We start from the raw sequence: 26,394 nt of genomic DNA on the forward strand, positions 1-26,394 counted from the left end.
CGGGTGCCCTTCTTTGGGTACTTTATTGGACAAGCAAGAAAGTGCCTCGCGGCGCGCTCGCGAGTGAGCGCACGGCAGGCGGCCGGACGAAGCCACCGTAAACTCCAGACGACGAACCAGGCCCCGCCCCAGCAGGGCAGGCGGCCCGGCAACGGGAAATCAGGGTTCGGCGCGGGGGGCGGATGAAGCGCGGCCGCCGCGGCGTTCGCCGTCGACGTCGGTGACTTCGGCGTCGAGGTCGTGCAGGCGGCGGGTGGTCGCCAGCGGCGAGGTGGTGCCGCGCGCGACCAGGCTGTAGGCCGCCGGAATCACGAACAGCGTGAACAGCGTGGCAAACAGCACACCGGAGAACACGGCCACCCCGATCACGAAGCGCGTCTCCTCGCCCGGCCCGGAGGCCAGGATCAGCGGAATCGACCCGGCCACGGTGGTCAGCGCGGTCATCAGCACCGGCCGCAAACGCATGCGCGCCGCCTCGACTACGGCAGTGTCGAAGTCGCGCCCGCGGTCGCGCAACTGGTTGGCGAACTCGACAATCAGGATGCCGTTCTTGGCCGCCAGCCCGATCAGCATGACCATCCCGATCTGACTGTAGATGTTCAGGGTCTGGCCAGTCAGGTGTAACCCCAGTAATGCCCCGACCACCGCGAGTGGCACGGTCAGCATGATCACGAACGGGTGCACAAAGCTCTCGAACTGGGCAGCCAGCACCAGGAACACGACCAGCAGTGCCAGCGCAAAGACGAACAGGATCGCTTCGGAGCCCGTGCGCAGGTCCAGCGACTCGCCCTTGTAGTCGATTCCTGCCTCGGCCGGGAGCAGCTCGGCCGCCTTCGCATCCAGGGCATCCAGCGCCTGGCCGAGCGTCATCCCGTCCTGCAGGCCGGCGGTCAGCGTAACGGCGCGGGCTCGGTTATAGCGTTCCAGAGACGAGGGACCGGCAAATTCCTCGTAGGTGACCAGGCTCGACAGCGGCACCATGGAGCCGGCCGCCGAACGCACATAGAGGTTGTCGATATCCCCCGGGGTGCGGCGCTGGTCGGTCAGGCCCTCGATAATCACGTCATACTCCTCGCCGCGATCGACAAAGGTCGTCACATCGCGCCCCCCGAGCACGATGTCCAGCGTGCGCCCGACATCGCGCATGGACACACCAAGGTCGCCGGCACGGTCGCGGTCCAGGCGCACATTGATCTGCGGCTGGGTGGGCTCGTAGTCGAGATCCACGCGGGTGAGGCCGTCGATGCCCTCGGCCGCCTCGCGCATAATCTCGCCCCACTCCTCGAGGGTGTCGTAGTCCGGGCCGGAGATCACAAACTGCACGGGCGGACCGATGCGTCCGCGCGAGAGGCCCTGGCGCATGACCACGCGCGCCTCGACCCCCGGCATCTCTTCGACGATGCCCCGCACCTCGTCGATCACCTCCTGCCCCGACATGTCGCGGTCGTCCCAGTGCTCGAGGATGGCGATCACAAAGCCGTTGTTCATCAGCTCCGACCCGCCAAATCCGCGCGGCGTACGCACCAGGGCCCGACGGATGGGACCGTCCTCGACCAAGGGCTGAATGCGGGTCTCGATCTCGGCCATCTGGCGGCTCATGTAGTCGAAATTGGCCCCCTCCGGGCCGTCGACCATCACGAAGAAGGCACCGCGATCCTCCTGTGGCGCAAACTCCTCGGGCAGGGTGTCGAACAGATACCAGGCGGCCGCGAGCACGAGCGCCAGGATCGGCACGATCAGCCAGGCTCCCTTAAGGCCGGTCTGCAGCGCACGCCCGTAACCGCGTTCCAGGTAGGAAAAGCCGCGACTGATAAAGCGCGCCGCGCCGGTGTCATCGTCGCCCTTGTGCATCAGCCGCCCGGACAGCACGGGCGCGAGGGTGAGCGCGACCAGGCTGGAGAAGAACACGGCGATCGCCATCGCGATCGCAAACTCGGTGAACAGACGCCCGACCGTGCCCTCGAGGAAGGCCAGCGGCACAAACACCGCAATCAGCACCGAGGTGGTCGCGACGATCGCGAAGCCCACCTGCCCGGCGCCACGATAGGCCGCCAGCAGACCGGGCTCGCCACGCTCGATGCGCCGGTGGATGTTCTCCAGCATCACGATGGAGTCATCCACCACCAACCCCACGGCGAGCACTAGCGCCAGCAGGGTCAACAGGTTGACCGAGAACCCGAACAGGTTGATGCCGATAAAGGCCGCCGTGATCGCCACGGGCACCGTCACCGCCGGGATGATGGTCGCCCGCCAGCTCCCCAGGAACAGCCAGATCACGAATACGACCGCCGCCGTCGCCACGGCCAGCGTGATGTAGACCTCGCGGATCGCCCCCTCGATGAACACCGACTCGTCGTAGGTGGTCACCAGCGAGGTACCCTCCGGCAGGCTGTCCTGCAGATCGGCGGCCAGGGCCTTCACCCCGTTGGCGACATCCAGCACGTTTGCATTCGACTGACGGATGATCCCCAGGCCGATCATGTCCTCGCGGTTGCCGCGGAACTCGCTGCGTTCGGTGTCGGCGCCGATGTTCACCTCGGCGACGTCGCTCAGCCGCACCAGCTGCCCTTCCTCGCCACGCTTGAGCACGAGGTTGGAGAAGTCTTCCGGGGTGCGGTACTGGCGATCGACCCGCACCGTGAACTCGCGCTCGACCGACTCCAGACGCCCGGCCGGGAGCTCGACGTTCTCCTGTTCCAGGGCATCGGCGATGTCCGTTACGGTCAGCTCGCGCGCGGCCAGGGCCTCGCGGTCCACCCAGATCCGCATCGCATAGCTGCGCGCACCGCCGCGGCGCACCAGCGCGACACCATCCACCACCGAGATGCGGTCGATCAGGTGACGCTCCGCGTAGTCCGCCAGCTCCAGCTGATCCATCGTGGTACTGGACAGGTTCAGCCAGAGGATCGGGTTGGCGTCGGCATCCGCCTTGGTGACCTCCGGCGGGTCAATATCCTCGGGCAGGTCGCGCATCGCGCGGCTGACGGCCTCGCGCACGTCGTTGGCCGCCGCGTCCAGGTCGCGATTCAGGTTGAATTCGATGGTAATGCGGGACTGGCCGTCCTCGCTGGTGGACTCCACATAGCGGATGCCCTCGATCCCCGCGACCCGGTCTTCCAGCCGCTGGGTCACCTCGCGCTCGATGATGTCGCCGCTGGCGCCTGGGTAGACGGTGTCGATCGTGACCACGGGCGGGTCCACGTCGGGGTATTCACGTAGCGGCAGGTTGTCGTAGGCGATCAGGCCGAAGGTAATCAGCAGCAGGTTGAAGACAATCGCCAGGACCGGACGGCGATTGGCGACATCCGAGATAATCATTGCGCGTCACCGGCCTCGCCGGTTTCCAGGAACTCGGGCACGCGCGGCGGCAGCACGCGCACGGACTGCCCGTCCCGCACTCGGGACACGCCCTCGGAGACGACCACATCCCCGGTTTCCAGCCCGGACAGGATCTCGGCAAAGCCCGGCATGCGACGCCCAATGCGGATCCGTACGCGCTCTACCGTGCCGTCATCCAGATGGCGGAAGGTGAAGTGCTGATCGGCCACCTGTTGAACCGCGCCCTCGGGGATGGCGACCCGTTCGACCGGATCCAGCGCCAGGCGAATATTGACCAGCATCCCCGGGCGCAGGATGAAGTCGGGGTTGTCCACCGTCGCGCGCACCGTCAGCGTCCGGGTCGACACATCGAGGCGGTTGCTAACCGCCGAGACCTGTCCCTCGAACACCCCGATCGCGCTGCGACCATAGACCGTGCTACCCAGCGGGATCGCGGCCGCGTGCCGCTCGGGGACCGCGAAATCGACCCTCACCCGCTCGATATCATCCAGCTCCGCGATCGGGGTACCGGGGCTCACCAGCGAACCGGGACTCACCTGGCGCAGGCCCAGCCGGCCGGAAAATGGGGCGCGGATCGTGCGGTTGGCCACGCGCGCCTCGGCGGCCGCCAGCCGGGCCTCGGCCTCGCTCAGGCGCGAGCGCTGCTGGTCCACCTGCTGCTGTGTCACAACGCCATCGGCCACGCGATCGCGCACACGTTCCAGTTCGCGCTCGGCCTCTTCGACCTGAACACGCGCCTCGCGCAGAGCCGCCTCGGCCTCGTCTGCATCCAGGCGGACCAGGATCTGCCCTGCCTCGACCTCGTCACCATCGTCGAACAGGACCTCGACCACGCGCTCGGTCACGTTCGCGGTGACCAGCACCGATTCGTTGGCGCGAACGGTACCCAGGGACTCGACAATGGTTTCGAAGGTGCGCGGCTGCACGGTTGAGGTCCGCACCGGCGTGCGGCGATCCGCCTCCTCGGGGGCCTCGTCGGCGGCCTGCGCGTCGCCACTGTTCGACTGGAATTCGCCCTCGAGCCCGTACCAGGCAGCCACGCCCAGCGCGAGCACAGCTACCAACCCCAGCAACCAGCCAATCGCCTTCACCCAGCCAACCCCTCGCTAAAAAGCGGGCCCGAGCAAGCCCGGGCCCGCGTAATCCTCGCCAATAGTGTAACGACCGTCACATTTCCGCGGCGTTCCGGAGTTCGGCCGGGAGATCCCCCAGCGGCCGACCGTGCGGCGCACTGTAATCGATCACCGGGCCCTTCGGCACGATGCGGCTGGGGTTCAGCATCGGGTGGCTGCCGTAGTAGTGCGCCTTGATGTGATCCATGCGCACGGTCTCGGCCACGCCGGGGCGCTGGTAGAGCATGCGCAGGTAGGCCGACAGCGCCGGGAAGTCGATGATGCGCTGGCGGTTGCACTTGAAGTGGCTGTAGTAAACCGGATCAAAGCGCACCAGGGTGGTGAACAGTCGCCAGTCGGCCTCGGTGATCCGGTCGCCCACCAGGAACGGCTGACGCACCAGGCGGTCCTCCAGCCAGTCCAGGGTCTCGAACAGGCGGTCCCAGGCGGCATCGTAGGCCTGCTGGGAGGTTGCGAAACCCGAGCGGTAGACGCCGTTGTTCACATTTTCATAGACGCGATCGTTGACCGCGTGGATCTCCTCGCGCAGGTCCTCCGGGTAGAAATCCAGCGTATTGCCGGTGATGCCGTCGAAGGCGCTGTTGAACATGCGCACCAGGTCTTCCGACTCGTTGTTCACGATCCGGTCGGTCTGGGTGTCAAACAGCACCGGCACGGTCACGATGCCCGTGTACTTCGGATCGGTGCGGGTGTAGAGCTCGTGCATGTAGCGGGAGCCGTGCACGCGGTCGCCGGTGCAGCCGTCGCAGTCATCGAAGGACCAGCCGGCGTCGCCCATGTAGTGATGCACCACCGACAGCCCGATGTGCGACTCCAGACCCTTGAGCTTGCGCAGGATCAGCGCGCGATGCGCCCAGGGGCAGGCATAGGAGACGTACAGGTGGTAGCGCCCGGACTCGGCCGGGTAGCCGCCCTCGCCCAGCGGGCCCGCGGAGCCGTCGGCGGTCACGTAGTTGCGGTATTGCTGGTCCTGGCGCACGAACTCTCCGTTCTCGTCGGACTCCTCTTCCAGCCAGCCCTCGCGCAGTTCGCCGTTGATCAGAAGACTCATGGGGTTCCCTCTGTAGCGGTCCAGTCGCCACGGTTACGGATGATGGCTTCGATTATCATGTCGATAAATTCGAAGATAAATCGCGTTGTTTCCGCTTGAAGATTCGAAAATATCGAATCAACAACCAAACACTAAGGTTCAGGAGGCGCGCAGCGTGCCGTCGAAGTAGCGGGCAAGGAAGGTATCGAAGTCCAGGGTATCGGCCGCCTCGATCGCGGCCTGCTCCGCCAGGCTCTGGCGCGCCAGGGCCTCCAGCGTCTCGGCGCGCGGCAGCGGACCGTTGAAGCGAAACGCCTCGCGGTGCTGCGCGGACAGACGGCTGGCGTAGCGGTAGAAGCCCTCCTCGCGCGCCATCATGTCCTCCAGCATGCGCGCCGAGGGAGTCAGATCGGCCTGCTCGACCTTGCCCCACTGCTCGCTTAGCGCACGGCGGTACGGGTCGCCCGGCAGTTCCTGGTCAAGGATTGCGGCGACCGGGCGCATCAGGGCCAGCAGTTCGCGCGCCCAGTCCTGCAGCGCGACCTCGCCGCCGGGGCGACGCAGTGCAAGCCCCGGGCGGCGGCCATAGTGCGCCACATCGAGCAGGTTGGCATCGATCGCGTCCAGCTCACCCGCCTCCAGCTGTGGGCTCGGCTGCAGCAGGCAGGCCAGGGCGAACACCTCCAGAAAGCGCAGCTGGGTCTCGTCCACCCCCAGCGGGTGCTGGGCGTTGATGTCCACCGAGCGCAGTTCGACGTACTCGATCCCGCGCGCCTCCAGCGCATCGGTGGGCTTCTCGAAGCGCTCCAGCGGCTGCTTCGGGCGCACCGTGGAGTAATACTCGTTCTCGATCTGCAGGATGTTGGCGTTCAGCTGGCGATACTCGCCATCGACCTTCACGCCGATGCGCTCCCACTCGGGACTGGGCGTGTTGATCGCGCAGCGCAGCGAGTCGACGTAACCGCCAAGGGAGTTGTAGTCCGCCTTGATGCCGGTGTCCGCCTCCTTGCGGTTGGTGTACCCGATGTCGCCCATGCGCAGGCTGGTCGCATGCGGGAGGTAGGAGGTGTCGTCGTCGAAGTCCTCGAGCACCGCGCCGTGGCCCTCGAGGAAGGAATTGCACACCGCCGGCGAGGCCCCGAACAGATACGGCACCAGCCAGCCGAAGCGCAGCAGGTTGCGGATCATGCCCATCATGCGCTCGTCGCGGAACGCGCGGTCGTCCTGTTCGCCCAGCACCTGCGCGAGCGCCGGCCAGAACTCGGGGCGCGGGGAATAGTTGAAGTGCACCCCGGCGATCACCTGCATTTTGCGCCCGTAGCGGTGCCCCAGCCCGATGCGATAAACGGTCTTCATGCGTCCGGCGTTGGACGTGCCGTACTGCGCGACCGGGATCGCGTTGTCGTCGGCGGTCACGCAGGGCATGGAAGTGGACCACAGGATCTCGTCGCCGACATTGGCGGCGGCGAAGGCCTGCAGGTCGTGCAGGAAACCCAGCGTCTCGCGCACATCGTCGAACGGCGGGGTGACCAGCTCCAGCAGGGCCTCGGAGTAGTCGGTCGTGATATTCGGGTGGGTCAGCGCCGAACCCAGTGCCGCCGGGTGTGGGGTCAGGGCCGGCGAGCCCTGCGGGCCGACGCGCAGGGTCTCCTTCTCCAGGCCAATGCGCCCGTGCAGGCCAGTGCCCGCCAGGCGCTCCGCCAGCTGCGCGACCAGTCCCTGCAGATTGCGTTCGTCGGTTCCCACTGGGCTGCGTTTCCTGCCTGTCTGCAAACCCGGCGAACATACCGGAATGCGCCCCCGGGGTCACATGCAACCGGCACGGGGTTGCGGGAAGCCCAGCGCCCGCGCAACCTTGCCGGCAACCGTTTGCGCTGACCGGAAGCCACCGAGATGTCCAGTAACGATTTACCCGATGACCTGATGGAACGCTTGAGCGCCCGTGCCCGCCGCGAAGGCCAGGACCCGCAGGCCCTGATAGAGCGCTGGCTGGAGACGCCGGCGACCGCCGCCAGCCTGCATGTCTCGGCCCCGGTGAACGCCCTGGTCGAGGGGCTTTATCGCGAGGACACGACGATCGCCGACATCCTCGATCGCGGCGATTTCGGGCTGGGGACCTTCAACGACCTCGACGGCGAGATGGTGGTCCTGGATGGCGAGGTCTTCCAGCTGCGCTCGGACGGCCGCGCCTACGCGGTCAGCCCGGAGACACGCACGCCCTTCGCCTGCGTCACGCGCTTTCGCCCGTGGAGCGAGGAAACCATCGACACCCCGATGGACTACGACGGGCTGCTCGCCCTGTTCAACCGCCTGATCCCGTCGCACAACATGGTCTACGCGATCCGGCTGGATGGCGTGTTCGATTACGTGCGCACCCGCTCGGTCCCGCGCCAGGACGCCTACCGGCCGCTGGTGGAGGTTGCCCGCGAGCAGCCGGAGTACGAATTCGAGGGCATTGAGGGTTCGATGGCCGGCTTCTGGACCCCCGAGTTCATGCAGTCAGTTGCGGTGCCCGGCTACCATCTGCATTTCGTGGACGCCGACCGCCGCTGCGGCGGTCACCTGCTGGAGGCCCGTCCGCGATCCATCCGCATCGCCCTGCAACACCTCCCGCGCGTGGACCTGGGCCTGCCCATGACACTGGACTATCTGACCGCGGACCTGTCGCGGGACACATCCGAGGATCTGAACGAGGCCGAACACTGACCTGACCGTTCATACGCGCCTTTGCCTGCGCCCGCGCTGCATATTAGTCTTTTCTTATTTTTGGTAATCGGAGCGCCCGTGGACCAGGAAAGACAACGCCGCAGCTGGGACGAGATCGTGGTGGATGCCCTGCGCACGCCCGCCGCCTGGCTGTTTCTGCTCGGGCTGGCAGCGGGCGCCGGGATAGTGCACTGGGGCGTCGAGCCGGGGCCGCCCGAGGGGGTCCTGATGGTCACCCTGCACAATGACAGCGAGGTCCCCATCCGCGCGGTTCACTTCGACTTCGGGCACGACCTGTCCGAGTCGTCGCTGCGCGAGGGCGAGATCGGCCCCGGAGAACGCCGCCGTGTGGCCCTGAACCACCCGCCCGGGGCCGGTTTCAACGTGGAGATCCGCTACGCCGACGGCCATGAACAGGAGTTCTGCGCCAACCGCGGCGTGGAGGGCCGGGAGCAGGAAGTCCGGGTCTATCGCTGACATCCCCGTCGCGGTCATCCCGTGACAAGTGGATCGACGGCTCGCCATGGCCTATAAGCCAGGTTGCGGGGTGCAGACGATGCCACAACGATCGACCAGTATGCTCGACTTCTTTGCGCGGGGGCACGACGCGCCGTTCCTGCAGGAGGTCCGCGCGCGGGGAAACCCGCCGATCCCGATGATCGAGAACGCCCACCCGCCGGGGCGCATGAGCACCCCGCCGGTGCGCGAGCTGATGATCAGCGACACCTGCGGGGCGCCCTTTCGCTTTCGTTGCGACATCGGTGCCGGGGCTTTTTCCGGCTGGGCAGACCCGAAGGAGTTCGTGGTGATCCCACCGAACGTTCCTACTTACTGCCAGATGCACGACCCTGCCAGGATGCGTTTTGTCGGTATACCAGCGGGACTCGCCCGCGCCTGCCTGGAACGCGACCCCGATGACCCACTGGACTTTGGTCCCCTTCATACCCGCACACAGGCCGACCCACTGGTGAGTCAGGCCCTGGCGTGCCTTTGGCAGGAGATGGGGCGGCAGGACCCGGCCGCACGTCTGTTCGTGGAAAGCATGATCGCGGTGCTGGTCGTGCGCCTCGCCCGCCTCGCGGATCAGCACCAGGAACTGGCGTCGCGCCGAGCGAGTCTCGCGCCGCACCAGTCGGCACGGGTCATCGAATACATGCGCGGCCATCTGGATCACCGTGTCACACTGGGCGACCTGGCCGCCCTGACCGGTCTGTCACCCTGGCACTTCGCGCGCGCCTTTCGCGAGACGCATGGCCTGCCACCACATCGGTACCTCACGCGCCTGCGCCTGGAGCGGGCCCGCGACCTGCTGGTCCGCACCCCCCTGAGCGTTACCGAGATCGCCAGCGCCACCGGGTACTCGTCGCAGCAGCTGGCCCGACACTTCCGCCGCGCCTTCGGTGTTGCCCCGGCGGCCTACCGGCGCATCCACGCGGGCAGCGCCGCATAGGGCCACACGGTTTTTTCGAGCCTTCCTCGCTCGACCCGCACCCGCCTCGGGGTGGCCGGCCAGCGGCGGACGCCCCCGGCGGGACATTTGCCGCAAGAAAGCGCCGCCCGGCGCAAGTTTCTGACAGCGCAGGGCGCCCCCGCCCCCTAGGCTCGAGACAAAGCCATCCGCCACCCCCGAGGCCGGCCCATGTCTTCTGTCTCGCAAACCAGAGCAACGCCACGGACTGCCGAGGCCTTCGGCGAGCACCTGATCGAGGTCCTCAACCACGGCGCGGTGTGCCTGATGCTCTCGGTCGGACACCGCACCGGGCTGTTCGACCAGATGCGCGACCGACCCGCCGCGACCGCGGAGGCGATCGCCACGGCCGCGGGCCTTAACCCGCGCTACGTGCGCGAATGGCTGGGCGCGATGGCCACCGGCGGCTTCGTCACCGTGGAGCCGGAGGGCCCGCGCTTCGCCCTGCCCCCGGCACACGCCGCCTGCCTGACCCGGGCCGCCGCGGCTGACAACCTGGCCGTCTTCGCCCAGTACATCGGCCTGCTGGGCGGGGTGGAGGACCGGATCGTGGACGCCTTCCATACCGGCGAAGGCGTCGGATACGAACACTATGCCCGCTTCCACGAGGTGATGGCCGAGGACAGCGGCCAGTCCGTCCTGTCGTCGCTGGAAAGCGACATCCTGCCGCTGGTGCCGGGCCTGACCGACCACCTCGAACGCGGCATCCGCGTACTGGATGTCGGCTGCGGCAGGGGCCGTATCCTCAACCGGCTGGCGACGCTCTACCCGCGCAGCGAGTTCACGGGGCTCGACCTGTCGGCAGAGGCCATCGAGCAGGCCCGAGCCGAGACGCAGACCCTCGGGCTGGACAACGCGGTGTTCATTGAGGCGGATGCCGCGACGCTCGATCGCCACGTGCCGGCACGCCAGTTCGAGCTGATTACCACCTTCGACGCCATCCACGACCAGGCCGACCCGCTGGCCACCCTGGAGGGCATCCACCGCGCACTCGCGCCCGAAGGGATCTACCTGATGCAGGACATCCGCGGTTCCGGCGCGATCCGCGACGATCTCGATCATCCCCTGGGCCCCTTTCTCTACACCGTGTCCTGCATGCACTGCATGCCGGTATCACTCGCCCAGGGCGGCCCGGGACTGGGCGCGATGTGGGGCGAGCCCCGGGCCCGCGAATACCTGACGCGCGCCGGCTTTCACGACATCCAGGTCCATCAACTGGCCCATGACCCGCAGAACAACTGGTACGTGGCCACCCGATAACCCCCGCGAGGAGGATTCATCATGACCGACACAAGTCTCTACGAACGCCTGGGCGGCGAGACGCGCATCCGCGAACTCGCCACGACCATCTTCGACAAGCACACGCAGAACGCCACCATCCGCAACCGCTACGCCAACACGGATCGCGATGACGTGATTCGCCTGGTGACCGAATTTATCTGCAACGGCACCGGCGGCCCGCAGGCCTACAGCGGACGCGACATGCTGACCACCCATCGCGGCATGAACATCAGCGAAGAGGAATTCGTCGCGGTGGTCGACGACATCGTCGAGGCCCTGGACGAACATGGGGTCGGCCAGCGCGAGAAGGAAGAACTGCTGATGATCTCCTGGTCGCTAAAGCCCGAGATCGTGCGGGTCTGACATCCCGGAGGAACGAACCATGAAGACCTATTCACCCTTCACAGGCCTTGCGCTGTCGGTCGCAGTCGCCGCGACCCTGGCCCTGACCGCCCCGGCGATTGCAGCCGAACCCGACGACCACTTCATCATTCGCGACACCGAGCAACCGCGCGAGGAACTGGCGCGGACCGTCCGCGAGTTTGCCTAGGGAGACGCTGATTTAATCGCACGTCCGCGTTGGTGCCCCCTGTTTTCCGAGACAAGGCGCGTCGTGCAGCGGGTAGTGGTTCTACCCGCAAGCGGCGCAACGCAGGATCGGGGAACAGGGGGCACCAACCCCAAAGGGGCTCGGCCGCTTTTGCGCGCGCACGGCGTTGCGGCTCCCTTGTGCAGAATGACTGCACGGCAGTCACCGCGCCTTGTTCGCACGCAAAAGCGACTCGAGCGCGGACGCGCGATTAAATCAGCGTCTCCCTAGAACGAGGAGGACTGGATCTTTCTGGCCGAGTTTGGCCTGGCCGGTGGCGACATCACGGCCCTGAAGGTCTGCTATCTGCCCCTGGGGCCCGACATCCTGGATGCCGGGATGCACGTCGGCGCGATGATGCCCTGCGGCCATATCGGGCTGTACGAGGAAGACGACGTCACCAAGCTGTCCATACTGCACCCCAAATTCATGACCACACTACAACCGCACCCGAGCCTGGAGCGGGCAGTGGAACGCGCCGAGCCGGCCTTCGAGGCGCTGCTGGACCATGCCCTGGGCCCGCGCCCGCAAGGCAATGCGCCGTAGCCACACACCAGCAATCCGCGGCGGGGTGGCCCACGCCTGGCCGCGGGCATGGGTCTCCGGACAGAGACCGTCCGGAGACCCGCCAGCCGGAATGACCCTTGAGGAGATGCCGGTTTGATTGCGCAAACTGCCTGTCACAGAACCGTCACTTTCGCGTTGTACGCTGTCGCGATGACACACTCACGTTCTCGCCACTGGGCCGGGGCCGGCGCCGACCTCTGGCTTCTGCTGCAGGCGGTCGACGGAGTGGAAAAGGCACAGCGCCTGGCCCGGGCCGCCGGCTGGGTGCTGGCGCTGGCCGGTGCGGTCGTCGTCGCACTCGGCCTGCTGATGCAGCACACCCCGACGATGATGGAGGGAACAGTGGTCGCACTGCTGGCCGTCATCGGCGGCTGGCTGCGCAGCCGCATCGCCGCCACGCTCCTGATGCTGCTGATGGCACTCGGGCTGGCCACCGGCCTGGCGGCCGGGGCGGCGACAGGAGGCCTGCTGCTGCAGGTGGCCCTGTTCGGTGTGGCCCTGCGCATGGTCGAAGCGGCCTTTCGCTTTCGCCAGCGACATGCTTTCGCGCAGCGCCAGAACGGTCAGTAGTTCTCGGAGCAAACGGGGCTTCGTCACGGAGACTTGAACCCGTCTCGCGGGCCAGACAGGATGAAGCTTTCCACCCGCGAAGGAACCGCATACGCGATGTCGGTCGTCGCCCGTCTGCAAACCCGCCTGCGGCGCTTCATCTGGCCCGGCTGGGCCACACGTGTCCTGGGGTCGCTGTCGATCCCGGGGCTGATCCTGGCCACGCTGTTTTTCGCCGCCTCGCTGACCCCGAGTCTGATCCCGCGTACCGACGACGTGCAGGGCGTCCTGTCCGGGCTGTCGCTGGCCGCGGGCTACGGGCTGGGCGTGTTTTTCCACTGGCTGTGGTCCTACCTGGAGCTGCCCGAGCCCAGCGAGCGCGTGCACAACACACTGGTGCTGATCGCCGGAGGCGGGGCCGCACTGATCGTGCTGATGTTTCTGTGGCAGGCCACCGAGTGGCAGAACACCATCCGCGAGTTGATGGATCAGGAGCCGGTGGACGGAGGCTTCCCGGTCCGCCTGGGGCTGATCGCCGCGGCCGTGTTCGCCGCGACCCTAGCTGTCGGGCGACTGTTCCAGTTGCTGGTGCGGTTTCTCGCGCAGCACCTGCGGCGCTTCATCCCGCGCCGGCTGTCGAACGTGATCGGCGTGGTGGCGGCCGCGGCAGTATTCTGGGCCGTAATCGACGGCGTCGTCCTGGAATACGGCCTGCGCACCGCCGATCGCAGCTTCCAGCAGTTCGACGTACGCGAGTACCCCGGGGCCGAGCAGCCAACCAACCCCTCCCGAACGGGCAGTACCGAGTCGCTGATCTCCTGGGAAGAGGGCCTGGGTCGCCAGGGCCAGCGCTTCATCGGTGACGCCCCGGTCGCGGCCGACATCGCGGACTTCACCGGTGAAGAGGCCTTTGACCCGATTCGGGTATACGTCGGACTGAATGCGGCCGAGGAAATCGAGGAACGGGCCCGCCTGGCCCTGCAGGAGCTATTGCGGGTGGACGCTTTCGACCGTTCGGTCCTGATCCTGGCCACTCCCACCGGGCGCGGCTGGGTGGACAACCGCGCGATCGCGCCGGTGGAATACCTGCATAACGGCGACATCGCAACCGTCGCCGTGCAGTACTCCTACCTGCCGAGCTGGCTGTCGCTGATGTCGGAGTCCCAGTACGGTCACGAGACGGCCCAGGCCGTATTCGCGGAGATCTACAGCTACTGGAAACAGCTCCCAGAGGACTCGCGTCCGGAGCTGTACCTCTATGGCCTGAGCCTGGGCGCACTGAACTCCGAGCGCGCGGCGGACCTCTACGACGTGATCGGCGACCCGTTCAACGGTGCCCTGTGGGCGGGGCCGCCCTTCCGCAGCGAGACCTGGCGCGACATCACGCGCCAGCGCCAGCCGGATTCCCCGGCCTGGCTACCGCGTTTTCGCGACAGCTCGGTGGTGCGCTTCACCAATCAGGAGAATCATCTGGACATCCCCGGCGCCTCCTGGGGCCCGATGCGCATCGTCTACCTGCAGTACGCAAGCGACCCGATCACCTTCTTCGAGCCACAGGCGCTGTACCGCAAACCCGAATGGATGCAGTCGCCACGTGGCCCGGATGTCTCGCCGGACCTGACCTGGTACCCGGTGGTCACCATGCTGCAGCTGGCCGTGGACGTGGCCATCGGCGATGCCGCACCGCGCGGCTACGGACATGTCTATGCCACCGAGCACTACATCGACAGCTGGCAGGCGGTGACAGCCACGGAGTGGTCGGAAGACGAGCTCCAGTGGCTGAAGCGCCACCTGGCCGACTAGTCGGAAGCCCCCTGTGGAATCAGGCCGCGCTTGCGGAGATTGCGGCCGGTGATGCTGACCGCGCCCGCCACGCATCCCGCGTACAACAGCGCAACAACACCCAAAATTCCGAGGAACACGGGGTCCAGTGCGTTGCCTTCGGCCCATACCAGCAGAAATGCAACGGGAAGTTGCGTACCCAAGAGCACGGCCACCATCACCGCAATCACCCGCCACTTCTCGGAGCGCGACAGATAGCGCCCGTTCCTGCGCCCGAAGGCCTCGCACGGCCACATGACCGCCAGCATGAGTATCGCAATGCCAAGTGGCGTACCGAGCTCCTCCAGCTCGAAATACGCAATCACCACCATTGCCGCAATCGACAGCGAGAAATAAAGCAGTACAAACCGCGTCAGCAGATTCTTGATGGACATGATCCCCTCCCTGGGTGTGCGTTGGCCGCACCATCCTGTGCGGCCCGAATGACATCTGAAATACTCTGGCCCCGCGATCAGGGCGCGTTGCTACCTCTCGGTAAACTCGGCGTCCTCGATGAGCACGGGATAGGTATAGCCCGCGCCGAAGTCACGCTCCAGCACCAGCGTCCCCATCACCGAAACGCGGTCGCCGACCTCCGGCAACTCGGTGGATGTAATCGTGATGTAGTCACCCTCGTTGCCGGTTCCGTCCACGAAGTGGATGAAGTTCACCCCCATGATGTCCTCGTTGACCTGGCCGACGATGCCCTCCAGGCGCACCGATTCACCCTCGAGTTCGGCCGGCGCCTGACTCAGCTGCGCGACCGTATGGACCTCATCCGCGGCCACAAAGGGCACCCACAGGGCCGCCACCAGCAGCCCCGCCACGATTCCTGCTTGCTTGCGCATCCACTCCACTCCATCGCTTGCCTGTGGCAGCCATACGGGCCGCCCGAACGATTGATTCTGGCACAGAACATCCCTTTCACGTCACACCGCCGCCCGCAGCGGACAGGAAGCCCGATACCTTCGATAGCCGCCAGCCGCCCTGCCCCTCCCCCGGGCCACGCCGAATCCGTCCACGCGGCACCCCGCACATAAAACGTGCGACGATGTCGGCATGCACGACACGCCCCATTATCCGTTGCGCGGCCTGCTCAAGCGGCTGATCGAGCCCTTTGCGACTGGCCATAGCGGCCGTGTGCCGCTCGGCCCCGATGAATGGGAGACCCTGCGCCGCCAGGTTCCGTTCATCGCGACGCTCACGCCCGAAGAGACCGAACGCCTGAAGGGGCTGGTCGAAGAGCTGTTGGGCACCCGCGAGTTTGTGGGCATCGAGTCCGAGCCGACCCCCGGCCAGTGCCGCATGATCGCGGCCTACGCGGCACTACCGGTCCTGGAGCTGGGGCTCGCCCCCTATCGCGACTGGCGCACACTGGTGCTGTATCCGGACACCTTCGTGCCGGAGCACGAATGGGTGGACGAGGACGGCATCGTGCATCAGGGGGCCATGCCACAGTCCGGCGAGGCCTGGGAGCGCGGGCCCGTCATCCTGTCCTGGGCCGATGTCGTTCGCGATGGTGCCGTGGTGGTGCACGAGATGACCCACGTTCTGGATGCCGGTAACGGCGACGTGAACGGCTTTCCGCCACTCGCGCGCGATCACTCGGCCGAGGACTGGACCCGCGACTTCACCGCGGCCTACGAGGCGTTTGTCGAGGCCGTGGAGAACGACACCCCGGAAGACCAGCTGCCGCTGGATCCGTACGCCGCGACCGCGCCGGAGGAATTCCTGGCCGTGGCCGCAGAGGCCTTCTTCTTCGAGCCGCAAGGGCTGCGCGAGGCCCTGCCGGCGGTCTATGATCATCTGGCCCGATATTATCGCCAGGAACCACACCGTCGCGCGGCGGCCATCGCCACGCAAGGGACCCACTTGCCACACGAGATCTCCGCATGAAGACCCTGTCGCCAAGCCTTTTCCTGCTCGCCATGCTTTGGTGGATGATCCCCGGCAGCGCTGTCGCTGTCGATGACCTCGACAGCCGCTACGTGACCCTGGAACCCGTGGTGGTCAACATGGAATCCTCCGACCGCGCCCGTTACCTGCAGGCCAAGATTCAACTCGAGGCTGCGGAGATGGGTGACGCCCGCGAGATTCGTGGACATATTCCGGCCGTGCGGGACCGGCTCATTCGCATCCTGGGAGGGCGCTCACCCGACAGCCTGCGCGGCAGCGCGGCCCGCGAGGACTTGCGCCAGGAGGCGATGGAAGAGCTCAACGAGCTGCTGGAGGAACTGACCGGCGCCCCGCGCATCGAGGCCCTGTACTTCTCGGACTTCATCCGCCAGTAGTAACGCGCGCCACCGGCCAAACAAAGGAGACCCCGGCAGCCAAGATCTGCCGGGGCCCAAGCTGCCCGACGGAGGACCGGGCCGGGGTCCCGCCAGGGACCCAGTTCATCCTGCCAAGATCAGTGCGGCCGGTGCAGCAGTGGCATCTCGCCACGCTCGACCATGTGCCGGATCAGGGTCGCCCGGCCAGGTTCTTCCTGCTCCAGCTCGGCAGCACACTGTGAATCCTGGTGCGTGGCCTCGGCCAGCAGCACCTCGAGCTCACGCAGGTCCACCTTCGGCTGCTGCAGATCCTCCGGCTTCGGGTTCTCCACCATGTGGGTCTCCCAGAACATCCGGGGATGCCAGCAGTGCAGTTGTGCATCCGGGTGCTGAAAGAGTTCGACACAACGACGATTGAGTTCCTGTGCATTCATTGCGAATGACTCCTCGTGCCGGTGTATTCACTCTTCTGTATAGACCCCCGAATACCCGAGTGCAAGGCTCGGGCATTAGACCTGGCCCACAGAATCCCCGCGCGCTGACTCAAGTGCCTCCAGCGCCTCCATCCATTCGGCCTCGGCGTTCTCCAGGCGCGCACGCAACTCGCCCTGCTCACGGGTCAGCTCGGCCAGCCGGCCCGTGGCATCTCCGGTGTACAGCGCGGGATCGGCCAGCTCGCCTTCGATCGCCTCCAGCCGCTGCTGCAACTCGCCACAGGCCTGCTCCGCCGTATCGGCCCGCTTTTGCAGTGGACGCAGCGCCGCGCGTGCCTGAGCGGCCTGCTGGCGGCGCTCCTTCTGCGAACGCGGCGCTTCCGGCGCGCGCGACGCCGATGGCGCGGAGGCGTCCGGCGTCTCCCGTTCGCGCTGCAGCTCGCGCGCGTAGTCATCCAGATCGCCGTCAAACTCGGTCAGACAGCCCTCCTCGACCCGCCAGAAACGGTCGCAGACACGCGCCAGCAGTTCGCGATCGTGTGCCACCACGACCAGCCCGCCGGCATAGTTCTCCAACGCCTCCGCCAGGGCCTCGCGCATGTCGAGGTCCAGGTGGTTGGTCGGCTCGTCGAGCAGCAACAGCGCGGGCGCCTGCCAGATGAGCATCGCCAGCACCAGACGCACCCGCTCGCCGCCGGAGCACTGCCCGACGGGGTCGTCCGCACGCTCGCCGGGAAACCCCATGCCGCCCAGGAAATCACGCAGGCGCTGTTCCGGTGCGGCGGCATCCAGCCGCGTCATATGGGTCAGGGGCGAGGCCGCAAGATCCAGCTGCTCGCGCTGATGCTGGGCGAAGTAGCCCACCCGCAGGCTGGGGTCGACGCGCCGCTCACCCGCCGTCGGGGCAAGCGCGCCTGCGAGCAGGGACAGCAGTGTCGATTTCCCGGCGCCGTTGGGTCCCAGCACGCCGATACGATCCTCCGGGCGCAGCCGCAGGTCGGTCGCCCGCAGGCGGCAGGTCTCGCCGTCGCAGACCGCCGCCGCCTCCAGCGCCAGCAGAGGATCGGGCAGACGCCCCGGGGTCGGGATCTCCAGGTGGATCGGGCGCGCGGCGCGAATCACCGCGACCTCATCCAGCCGCTCGAGGCGCTTCAGCCGGCTCTGGGCCTGGCGCGCCTTGCTCGCCTTGGCGCGGAAACGGCGCACGAAGTCCTCCAGGTGCGCGCGCTCGGCGGCGACCTTCGCGGCCGCCGCCTCGCTTTGTGCCGCGACCTCCGCGCGTCGTTTCTCGGCCTGGGTGTAACCCCCGCTGTAAAGCTCGATCCGTCCGCGCTCGATATGCGCGATGTGTGTGACTACCGCATCAAGGAAACGCCGGTCGTGGGCGATCACGATTACGGTGCCCGGATAGCGCGCCAGCCAGCCCTCCAGCCAGACGATGGCCTCCATGTCGAGGTGGTTGGTCGGCTCGTCCAGCAGCAGGAGGTCCGACCGGGTCATCAGGGTTCGCCCCAGGCCGAGCCGCATCCGCCAGCCACCGGAAAAGTCGCTCATCGGACGATCGGCATCCTCCGGCGCAAACCCGAGACCGGCCAGCAGGCGGCGCGCGCGGGCCTCGGCGGACCAGCCATCGACCGCATCGATGGCCGCATACAGCTGCGCGTGTTCCGCGCCGTCCTCGACCGACTCCAGCTGGCGCTCCAGCTCGCGCAGCTCGGCATCGCCATCGAGTACGTAGTCGACCGCTCGACGGGGGCTGCCCGGGACCTCCTGCGGGAGGTGGGCGACCACCCACTCCGCCGGCACATCGACATGGCCGGCATCCACGGAGAGCTCGCCCTGCAACGCGGCCAGCAACGAGGACTTGCCGCAGCCATTCGCCCCGGTAAGCCCTACGCGCCAGCCGGCGTGAACAGTCAGGTCGCTGTGCTGCAGCAGCACCTGCCGGCCACGCCGCAGCTCGATATCGGAGAGTCGGATCATGAGCGTAGTGTAGGGAAACGGTTACCCGCGCACACATGACAGTGCGAGTTCAAAGCCCCCTCCTGACCCATGCGTCAATTTATTGCCACCCCTTGCCGCCCGGGGCGGCCTTGCCTTGCCACCCCGGCAGAAAGGCGCCGATTTTCCGTCACCCCAAGAAAGACAATAAACGCATCACATTGTTTATAATCTTTTTTACTAAATGGCACAAAATTCGCTTCAGCTTAAGCCCAAGACTTTTGGATACGGCGAGGCGGCCATGAATCGCGACGGAAACGCAGGGAATCTGCGCCTGGTATCGGGCAAGGGGAAATCCACCGAGCACCCCGAGGCCCCATTTGACGCGCTGGCCTTCGTCCAGTCCCTGACCGCGACACTGGAATTCGACGCCGTCCTTCAGCGCCTGCAAGAGCAGCTCCACACCCTCCTGCAGCATTCCGGATGGATCTTCTACACCGACAACGAAGACCAGTCGTGGTCGGGCGGCGAGGATGACCGTCACCGCATCGAATACGGGCTCAGCTACAACGGCGTCACCATGGGCTCCTTGATCCTGATGCGCGGACGCCGCTTCAGCGACGCGGAACAGCAGCAGATCGAGGCGCTGCTCGGGCTGGCCGCCCCCGCCCTGCACAATGCCCACCGGTTCCGGCGGCTGATGTCCAACCTGGAGAGCGACGAACTCACGGGGCTGGGCAACCGTCGTGCCTTCGAGATCCAGGGCGCCAAATGGCTGGCCGACTGCCGCCGCCAGGACCGCCCACTGTCCGTGCTGGCCATCGACCTGGACCACTTCAAGCGCATCAATGACGACTACGGCCATGCGGTGGGCGACGAGCTACTGCGCCGCGTAGCGGACACGCTGCGTACGGCCACACGGCAGTCCGATCTGCTGGTGCGTATGGGCGGAGAGGAATTCCTGGCCGTCTTGCCGGGGGCCGACCTGGCCTGCGCCATGGAGTGCGCGGAACGCATCCGCACGGCGATTGCGAGTATCCGCGCCACCGCGACCGCCGATGATGCATCAGCCCTGCAAAGCGAGGGCGTAGTCAAGGTCACGGCCAGCATCGGGGTCGCGAGCGTGGGCCGCCACACGACGCTGCAGGCCCTCTACCAGAAGGCCGACGAGGCGCTATACGCTGCCAAGCAGTCCGGGCGCAACCGCGTCCTGGCGGGCAACTGACCCCCGGCCGAAGCTGGACTCAGGGGTTCGCGCCAGGCTGAATAAAATCCACACAGGTAAGCGCCGTGGCCAGGATGGCCTGGCGCAGGGCCTCGATCGCCTCCGGCCGCGGAAAACTGGTACGCCAGGCCAGCGCCACCCGGCGGCTGGGGGCCGGGTCCTCGAATCGACGCACGGCCAGCAGGCGCTGGGCGTAGCGATCGGCCCCCACCGCAGTACACGGCAGAATGGTCACGCCCATACCCGAGGCCACCATATGGCGAATGGTCTCCAGTGAGGACCCCTCCATATTGCGCGGCGTACTGCCATCGGCCGTAACCGTCCTCTGGCAGGCGGGGCAGCGTTCCAGCACCTGATCACGGAAGCAGTGCCCGGCACCGAGCATCAGCAAGGTCGCATCCGCCATGTCCTCGAGGGTCAGCGTCTTCTTGTCCTGCAGGGGGTGGCCGCCCGGCAGCACCGCGACGAAGGGCTCGTCGTACAGCGGCAGCGTGACCACCCCCGGCTCTTCGAACGGCAACGAAATGATGATCGCGTCCAGTTCGCCGTGCTTCAGCCGCTCGCGCAATCGGTCGGTGTAGTTCTCCTCGATCACCAGCGGCATTCTGGGCGCGCGCTCGCGCAGCACCGGGATCAGCTCGGGCAGCAGGTACGGACCAATGGTGTAGATGGCCCCGAGCCGCAAAGGCCCCGCCAGCTGGTCCTGACTCTGCACCGCCACCGCACGCAGATGCTCCACCTCGGTCAGCACCCGGCGGGCCTGGGTCACGACTTGCTCGCCGGCCGGGGTCACGCTGACCTCGCCACGGCCGCGCTCGAACAGGGTAACCCCCAGTTCATCTTCAAGTTTGCGAATGGCGACGGACAAAGACGGCTGACTGACATGACAAGCCTCGGCCGCCCGACCAAAATGACGCTGGTCGGCCACCGCAACGACATAGCGCAACTCGCTCAGCGTCATCGTTCGGGGCCCCGATGCCCCGCACCGCCATCGCCATCCACCAGGCGCCCGTCATCGGGCAGGTCGAGGGTGACCTGGCGCAGACGACGGCCATCCAGCGAGATCTCGCCCACATGTCGGCTGGCCCCGTCGGTGGCGAATTCAAAGCGGTATTGCCGCCACCAGGCCAGGCCTCCGGGCCGGCGCCGAATGGACTGGCGCGTGCGTACCACGCTGCCATCCAGCAACTGCACACCGGCCTGCTCGCAACTGCGGCGCGCGATCTGGCGCACCCGTTCGTGGGTGCGCCAGGAGTCGTTCACGTAAAAGGCCACCAGAACCAGGGCTAGGATTATCAGCAAAGCCGTCATGGACGGGTATGATACCCACATTCCGTTTCTTGCCGACGACCACCCTGCACTCGACGCCCCATGTCCATCAGCACAAACGCATTCAATCAACTCGCCGGAGAGCTCCGTTCTGTTGGCCAGAGCGAGCTGCTACCTCGCTTCGAGGCCGGGATCGCGGTGGACTACAAGGCCGATGGCTCGGTGATCACCCAGGCCGACCATGCCGTCGATGCACGACTTCGCGACCTGCTGGGGACCGCGATCGCAGGCGAACCCGTATTGAGCGAGGAGCAATCGCGGCAGGAGCAGGCCCGCGTACTCGACGAGGCACCCGCCTTCTGGCTGGTCGACCCGCTGGACGGCACCAGTAACTTCGCCGGCGGCATGCCCTTTTTCGCGATCTCCATTGCGCGCATCGAAGACGACCGCGTCACCCATGGCGCGACCTACGACCCGGTACGGGACGAACTCTTTACCGCACGCGAAGACGGACCCCTGCTGCTAAACGATGCGCCCCCCCCGGCAGCCGCCCGCGCCCCGGCCAGCCGCCTGGACAAGGCCATCGCCCTGGTCGACTACAAGCGCCTGGCCCCCGACTTGGCGGCGGCCATGGCCACTAACGCCCCGTACCGCTCGCAGCGCAACCTGGGGGCCTGCGCCCTGGAATGGGCCTGGCTGGCGGCCGGGCGCGCCGATCTGTATCTGCACGGCGGGCAGGCCCTGTGGGACAGCGCCGCCGGAACGCTGATGCTGGCCCGCGCCGGCGGCACAATGAGCAACCTCGAGGGCGAGGCGGCGTTTGGCCGCTCCCTGAACAAGCGCTCGGCCATCGCGGCCCGTTCGGCCGCGTTGTTCGATCAATGGCGGGCATGGACCTCCCCACACCGAATGCCCTCCATGGCCTCTCAATCGTGAAATCCAGAAAATCAAACAACGGGCGCTTGTCGGCGGGGGATTTCACTCCACGCTATCTCCCCATCGCCTGGAAGATCGTCGCGGTCGTCGCCATCCTCACCCTGCTGGGCATCGGCACCCTTTCGGTGGTGGTGCTGAACCAGGTCACCAATGTCCTCAACAACCAGATCCAGGCCCAGGCCGAGCTGACCCTGGCACCCGTCGCCCGCACCTCGGCCGAGCTGATGCTGGCCGAGGACTATCTGACCCTGGAGACCCTGCTGAACTCGCTGGTCGAGGACGGTCGCGTCGAATCGGTCACCGCCTACGCCATCGACCGCGGCGTGATCGCCTCGGCCGGCACCCCACCCTCCCCCGGGGGAGGCATCAGCGAAGGCGTGTGGCCACTCGCCGTTCCGGTAGAGCCCTACCAGCGCGAGGTGTACTTCCAGGATGTACAGGTCGGGTACATCGAGGCGCACATCGACACGACCCCCATGCAGGAACTGATCCGCAACACCATCAATGCGGGGATTGCGACAGCGATCGGGGTCTTTCTGCTCAGCCTGATCCTGGCAATCGACATCAGCAAGCGCCTGGTGCGCCCGCTGGAGCGCCTGGCACATGCCATGCGCGAGCGCATACGTCATCCCGTCGACGAACATGGGCGACCCGTGCCGATGGTGCACGAGGACGAGATCGCCCAGCTGACCGACGCCTTCAACAACATGGCCCAGGACCTGCTGCGCAAGGACCAGGTCGAATCGGCCCTGCGCCGTTATGTCTCCGACGCGATCGCGCAGGACATCCTGGAGAATCTCGACCGGATCGAGCTCGGAGGACGGGCGGTCGAGGGCTCGGTGCTGTTCGCCGACATCAAGGGCTATACCGCGCTGTCGGAGCGCTGCACCCCGGAAGAACTCGGCCGCATGCTGAATGAATTCTTCGGTCCGATGGCGGAATGTATTGCCCGTCACGGTGGGACGGTAGACAAGTACATGGGCGACTGTACCATGGCGGTGTTTGGCCTCGGCGGTGACGAGAACCATCGCCAGACGGCCGCACGAACCGGGCTCGCGTTGCTGGAAACGGTCGCCGCGATCAACGCTGAACGCGAGGCCCGGGGCGAGGAACGCGTCGAATTCCGCATTGGCTTGAACGCGGGCGAGATGCTGGCCGGCAACATGGGCGCGCAGGACCGCATGCAATTCACCGTGGTCGGCGACACCGTCAACGTGGCGGCCCGCCTGGTCACGGTCGCGCCATCCGCCGGCATGGTAACCACGCAGTGCTTCATGGAGCATGAGCAGGTGAAAGGGCAGTTTGAAACCGAACACTGGGGGACGCACGAGTTACACGGCGTCAGCGAACCCGCCGAGGTCATTCGTATCCTCGCGGTGGCGGACACCCATTGATGCGGCTCCACGGCGCGCGACCGGGCCTGCTGCTGGCCGCCCTCGCTCTGCTTTTTTTCCAGGGCTGCGCCGGCATGCAGCCCTTCATGACGGCGGAAGACCAGATCGAAGCCGCCGTCGAGGAAGGCGAGTACCAGCGCGCCCTGGAGCTGATCAACGAGCACGACCCCGAGCCAGCCGCCGAATGGACCTCGCGCCGAGAGCAGATCGAGATCATGGCGCAAGAGGCAGCAGAGCAGGCCATGAAGAAAGCACGGGCTGTTTCCGCCGAGGGCGCGGTCGCAGAGGCCCTGGGGATCCTGGAGGACGCCGACTCCCGCCTGCCCGAAAGCGAGGAGCGTGCCCGCTTCATTGACCAGCTGGAGCGCCAGCGCCAGGTCGGTCTGCGCACCCTGCAGCAGCGCCACGATGTCCTTGAGGCCCGCAACCTGGTTCAGCAACTCCGCCTGCTGGAGATCATGCGCCCCCTGGTTCCGGATACCGGTCAACTGCCCGCAGACCCGGACGCCCTGAGCGAACGCGCCCCCGCCCTGGCCAAGGCCCTGGAGCAGTATGCCGACGACAGCGATGGCCGCGAGCGCCTGGAGCTGTTGCGCCTGGCACAGGATTTATCCCCGGTCAGCGAACGGGCCACCCGCATCCGCGAACTCCAGGAGGAGATGCGCACACGCGAAGAAGACAAGGACCGCGAAGAGGAGGCCGAGCGCCTGTCCGCGATCAACGCGCAGTTGCGTCAGGCACTGCAGGCCGGCGAATTGCAGCGGGCGGCTCAGTGGTGCCGTAGTGGCGACATCCGGCTGGACGAAGATGCCTCCGGCCCCGACCAGGCCGCCCAGCGAGCACGCATCTCCCTGTGCGACGAGTGGCGCGAACAGCGCGACCAGCGCGCCGAGCACCTGCTGGAAGAGGGCCGCCGCCAGTACACGGCCGGCCAGATCCAGGAGGCGGTCGACACCTGGGAAGAAGGACTTGCGCTGGCCCCCAGTCATTCCGGGCTGGCCACCGCGCGCGAGCGGGCCCTGCGCGTACTTGAACGTCTTGACACCCTGCGCATCCCCGAGGCCCCGGCGCCGGTCGATCCGGAGGCCTTCCCCATCCCCGACACCGAGGATGCCGAGGGGGACGAGGAGCCGGAGTCCTGAGATCTGGCAGGCTGCCAGGTCGTCCCCATGCGGCGACCCTGCTAGGATTGCCGCGCCCGCCTAACCGGAACCACCCCCTGCGATGAGTGCTTCTGTCCACGACCTGATCACCGACGAACCCCACCGAGTCCTGCAACTGGGCAGTACCGAGGTCGTTGTGCTGGGCACCGCGCATGTCTCCCGCGCCAGCGCCGACAAGGTGCGTGCCCTCGTGGACACCGGCGAGTTCGACGCGGTGGCCATCGAACTGTGCGAGAGCCGCCAGCGCGCGATGCTGGATCCCGACGCGGTCGGGCGCATGGACCTGTTCAGTGTGATGCGCCAGGGGCAGGCCCCGATGATCGCCGCGAGCCTCGCGCTGGGGGCCTATCAGCAGCGCCTGGCGGAACAGTACGGGATCGAGCCGGGGGCCGAGATGCGCGCGGCGATGGACGCAGCCCTGGATGGCGGGCTGCCGCTGGCGCTGATCGACCGCGACCTCGGCCTGACGCTACGCCGCACCTACCGCGCGGTGCCCTGGTGGCAGCGCATGGGGCTGATCGGCGGGCTGTTCGGCTCGGTCCTGTCGCGCGAGAAGATCGACGAATCGGAGATCGAACGGCTGAAGGAAGGCGACATGCTGGAGTCCACCTTCAGCGAATTCGCCGAACAGTCGGAGGACCTCTATCGCACGCTGATCCACGAGCGCGACCAGTACATGGCGGCCCACCTGCGGCGCCTGGCCGCGTCCGGCAACCACCGCCGCATCCTCGCCGTGGTCGGTGCCGGGCACCTGTCCGGGATCGCAACCCAAGCGGAAGACGAACTGACGCCGCCCGACGCCATCCTGGACTCCCTCGACCAATCACCGCCCAAGGCACGCTGGCCCAAGGTCCTGCCGTGGGTGATCGTCGCCGTGATCCTGACCGGCTTCGTGATCGGTTTCCTGCGCAATCCGGACATCGGCCTGCAGATGGTGATGGACTGGGTGATGATCAACGGCGGCCTGGCCGCCATTGGCGCGATTATCGCGCTCGCGCATCCGCTGACCGTGGTCACAGCGGCGCTGGCCGCACCCCTGACCTCGCTGAACCCGACCATCGGGGTAGGCTTCGTCGCGGCCGCGGCCGAGCTGTTTCTGCGCAAACCGCGGGTCGACGACTTTGCCCGCCTGCGCCAGGACACCACCACCCCGAGGGGCTGGTGGCGCAACCGGGTCTCGCGCGTGCTGCTGGTCTTCCTGCTGACGACGCTCGGCTCCGCGGCCGGCACCTATATCGGCGGTGCACGCGTATTCAGCCACCTGTTCGGTAGCTGA

The 26,394-nt window shown here is 66.9% G+C and carries 25 protein-coding genes and 1 pseudogene; 16 read left to right on the forward strand and 10 right to left on the reverse strand.

The genetic code is table 11. The features are described 5' to 3' along the window. Positions 1 to 159: 159 nt before the first annotated feature. The 4 genes from F467_RS0100700 to gshA all read right to left on the reverse strand — a co-directional run bounded on the left by F467_RS0100700 (position 160) and on the right by gshA (position 7,248). Positions 160 to 3,318 carry an efflux RND transporter permease subunit gene (locus tag F467_RS0100700; RefSeq protein WP_018138899.1) on the reverse strand — a complete coding sequence of 1,053 codons (3,159 nt, stop codon included), beginning with the start codon at positions 3,316 to 3,318 and terminating at the stop codon, positions 160 to 162. Continuing rightward, positions 3,315 to 4,430, reverse strand: a complete 1,116-nt coding sequence (locus tag F467_RS0100705) for an efflux RND transporter periplasmic adaptor subunit (protein ID WP_020614792.1) — start codon at positions 4,428 to 4,430, stop codon at positions 3,315 to 3,317. Before F467_RS0100705 ends, F467_RS0100700 begins: the two co-directional genes overlap by 4 nt. 76 nt (positions 4,431 to 4,506) lie before the next feature. Continuing rightward, positions 4,507 to 5,523, reverse strand: coding sequence for a glutathione S-transferase family protein (locus tag F467_RS0100710; protein WP_018138897.1), 1,017 nt, complete (start codon positions 5,521 to 5,523; stop codon positions 4,507 to 4,509). Between the two features lie 138 nt (positions 5,524 to 5,661). After that, positions 5,662 to 7,248 carry a glutamate--cysteine ligase gene (gene gshA / locus F467_RS0100715; protein ID WP_018138896.1) on the reverse strand — a complete coding sequence of 529 codons (1,587 nt, stop codon included), beginning with the start codon at positions 7,246 to 7,248 and terminating at the stop codon, positions 5,662 to 5,664. Positions 7,249 to 7,395: 147 nt separating this feature from the next. Between gshA and budA the strand changes: the two genes are divergently transcribed. From budA to F467_RS0100760, 9 genes and pseudogenes are all read left to right on the forward strand, one after another. Then, positions 7,396 to 8,208 (forward strand): acetolactate decarboxylase, encoded by an 813-nt coding sequence (gene budA / locus F467_RS0100720; protein ID WP_018138895.1) that lies wholly within the window; start codon positions 7,396 to 7,398, stop codon positions 8,206 to 8,208. Positions 8,209 to 8,286: 78 nt separating this feature from the next. Beyond that, on the forward strand, positions 8,287 to 8,685 hold the full coding sequence (locus F467_RS0100725) for a hypothetical protein (RefSeq protein WP_018138894.1): 399 nt from the start codon (positions 8,287 to 8,289) through the stop codon (positions 8,683 to 8,685). A gap of 100 nt (positions 8,686 to 8,785) precedes the next feature. Beyond that, positions 8,786 to 9,658 carry a helix-turn-helix domain-containing protein gene (locus tag F467_RS0100730; RefSeq protein ID WP_018138893.1) on the forward strand — a complete coding sequence of 291 codons (873 nt, stop codon included), beginning with the start codon at positions 8,786 to 8,788 and terminating at the stop codon, positions 9,656 to 9,658. A 189-nt stretch (positions 9,659 to 9,847) separates the two neighbouring features. Then, positions 9,848 to 10,936, forward strand: coding sequence for a class I SAM-dependent methyltransferase (locus F467_RS0100735; RefSeq protein ID WP_018138892.1), 1,089 nt, complete (start codon positions 9,848 to 9,850; stop codon positions 10,934 to 10,936). Between the two features lie 21 nt (positions 10,937 to 10,957). Further along, complete coding sequence (locus F467_RS0100740; RefSeq protein ID WP_018138891.1) at positions 10,958 to 11,320, forward strand: group 1 truncated hemoglobin; 363 nt, start codon at positions 10,958 to 10,960, stop codon at positions 11,318 to 11,320. A 19-nt stretch (positions 11,321 to 11,339) separates the two neighbouring features. After that, positions 11,340 to 11,507 (forward strand): hypothetical protein, encoded by a 168-nt coding sequence (locus F467_RS13710; RefSeq protein WP_018138890.1) that lies wholly within the window; start codon positions 11,340 to 11,342, stop codon positions 11,505 to 11,507. A 270-nt stretch (positions 11,508 to 11,777) separates the two neighbouring features. After that, positions 11,778 to 12,092, forward strand: a pseudogene (locus tag F467_RS13270) (DUF302 domain-containing protein); the annotation flags it as partial. A gap of 171 nt (positions 12,093 to 12,263) precedes the next feature. Beyond that, positions 12,264 to 12,683, forward strand: coding sequence for a hypothetical protein (locus tag F467_RS0100755; protein WP_018137918.1), 420 nt, complete (start codon positions 12,264 to 12,266; stop codon positions 12,681 to 12,683). Between the two features lie 96 nt (positions 12,684 to 12,779). After that, positions 12,780 to 14,465 (forward strand): alpha/beta-hydrolase family protein, encoded by a 1,686-nt coding sequence (locus F467_RS0100760; protein WP_018137917.1) that lies wholly within the window; start codon positions 12,780 to 12,782, stop codon positions 14,463 to 14,465. On the opposite strand, the gene F467_RS0100765 is transcribed toward F467_RS0100760, so the two are convergent. Continuing rightward, a complete protein-coding gene (locus tag F467_RS0100765; protein ID WP_018137916.1) occupies positions 14,462 to 14,878 on the reverse strand; it encodes an ABZJ_00895 family protein in 417 nt (138 codons plus the stop codon). The genes F467_RS0100760 and F467_RS0100765 overlap by 4 nt on opposite strands. 90 nt (positions 14,879 to 14,968) lie before the next feature. Beyond that, entirely contained in the window at positions 14,969 to 15,331 is a 363-nt protein-coding gene (locus tag F467_RS0100770; protein ID WP_018137915.1) for a hypothetical protein, read from the reverse strand. 211 nt (positions 15,332 to 15,542) lie between these two features. Between F467_RS0100770 and F467_RS0100775 the strand changes: the two genes are divergently transcribed. Both F467_RS0100775 and fliL read left to right on the forward strand, forming a co-directional pair. Further along, on the forward strand, positions 15,543 to 16,379 hold the full coding sequence (locus F467_RS0100775) for a zinc-dependent peptidase (protein WP_018137914.1): 837 nt from the start codon (positions 15,543 to 15,545) through the stop codon (positions 16,377 to 16,379). Further along, positions 16,376 to 16,774 (forward strand): flagellar basal body-associated protein FliL, encoded by a 399-nt coding sequence (fliL, locus tag F467_RS0100780; RefSeq protein WP_018137913.1) that lies wholly within the window; start codon positions 16,376 to 16,378, stop codon positions 16,772 to 16,774. Before F467_RS0100775 ends, fliL begins: the two co-directional genes overlap by 4 nt. Positions 16,775 to 16,893: 119 nt before the next feature. Here the strand turns inward: fliL and F467_RS0100785 are convergent, their stop codons facing one another. Together F467_RS0100785 and F467_RS0100790 are read right to left on the reverse strand one after the other, a co-directional pair. Next, complete coding sequence (locus F467_RS0100785; RefSeq protein ID WP_012983699.1) at positions 16,894 to 17,190, reverse strand: hypothetical protein; 297 nt, start codon at positions 17,188 to 17,190, stop codon at positions 16,894 to 16,896. A gap of 75 nt (positions 17,191 to 17,265) precedes the next feature. Continuing rightward, positions 17,266 to 19,173 carry an ATP-binding cassette domain-containing protein gene (locus F467_RS0100790; RefSeq protein ID WP_018137912.1) on the reverse strand — a complete coding sequence of 636 codons (1,908 nt, stop codon included), beginning with the start codon at positions 19,171 to 19,173 and terminating at the stop codon, positions 17,266 to 17,268. 259 nt (positions 19,174 to 19,432) lie between these two features. Between F467_RS0100790 and F467_RS0100795 the strand changes: the two genes are divergently transcribed. After that, complete coding sequence (locus F467_RS0100795; protein ID WP_018137911.1) at positions 19,433 to 20,356, forward strand: GGDEF domain-containing protein; 924 nt, start codon at positions 19,433 to 19,435, stop codon at positions 20,354 to 20,356. A 19-nt stretch (positions 20,357 to 20,375) separates the two neighbouring features. Here F467_RS0100795 and F467_RS0100800 read toward each other — a convergent pair whose 3' ends face one another. Together F467_RS0100800 and F467_RS0100805 are read right to left on the reverse strand one after the other, a co-directional pair. After that, positions 20,376 to 21,317, reverse strand: a complete 942-nt coding sequence (locus F467_RS0100800) for a hydrogen peroxide-inducible genes activator (RefSeq protein ID WP_018137910.1) — start codon at positions 21,315 to 21,317, stop codon at positions 20,376 to 20,378. Then, positions 21,314 to 21,667, reverse strand: a complete 354-nt coding sequence (locus F467_RS0100805) for a DUF3301 domain-containing protein (RefSeq protein WP_018137909.1) — start codon at positions 21,665 to 21,667, stop codon at positions 21,314 to 21,316. The genes F467_RS0100800 and F467_RS0100805 overlap by 4 nt, the downstream gene beginning before the upstream one ends. Positions 21,668 to 21,727: 60 nt before the next feature. Here F467_RS0100805 and F467_RS0100810 point away from each other — a divergent pair, with 60 nt between their 5' ends. The 4 genes from F467_RS0100810 (at position 21,728) to F467_RS0100825 (ending at position 26,394) form a co-directional block, all read left to right on the forward strand. Beyond that, positions 21,728 to 22,561, forward strand: coding sequence for an inositol monophosphatase family protein (locus tag F467_RS0100810; protein WP_018137908.1), 834 nt, complete (start codon positions 21,728 to 21,730; stop codon positions 22,559 to 22,561). A 26-nt stretch (positions 22,562 to 22,587) separates the two neighbouring features. Continuing rightward, entirely contained in the window at positions 22,588 to 23,955 is a 1,368-nt protein-coding gene (locus F467_RS0100815) for an adenylate/guanylate cyclase domain-containing protein (protein ID WP_018137907.1), read from the forward strand. Beyond that, entirely contained in the window at positions 23,955 to 25,097 is a 1,143-nt protein-coding gene (locus F467_RS0100820; RefSeq protein WP_018137906.1) for a hypothetical protein, read from the forward strand. The genes F467_RS0100815 and F467_RS0100820 overlap by 1 nt, the downstream gene beginning before the upstream one ends. Positions 25,098 to 25,179: 82 nt before the next feature. Further along, complete coding sequence (locus F467_RS0100825) at positions 25,180 to 26,394, forward strand: TraB/GumN family protein (protein ID WP_018137905.1); 1,215 nt, start codon at positions 25,180 to 25,182, stop codon at positions 26,392 to 26,394.

Origin of the sequence: Thioalkalivibrio sp. ALJ12 (assembly GCF_000378305.1) — a bacterium.
GTDB lineage: Bacteria > Pseudomonadota > Gammaproteobacteria > Ectothiorhodospirales > Ectothiorhodospiraceae > Thioalkalivibrio.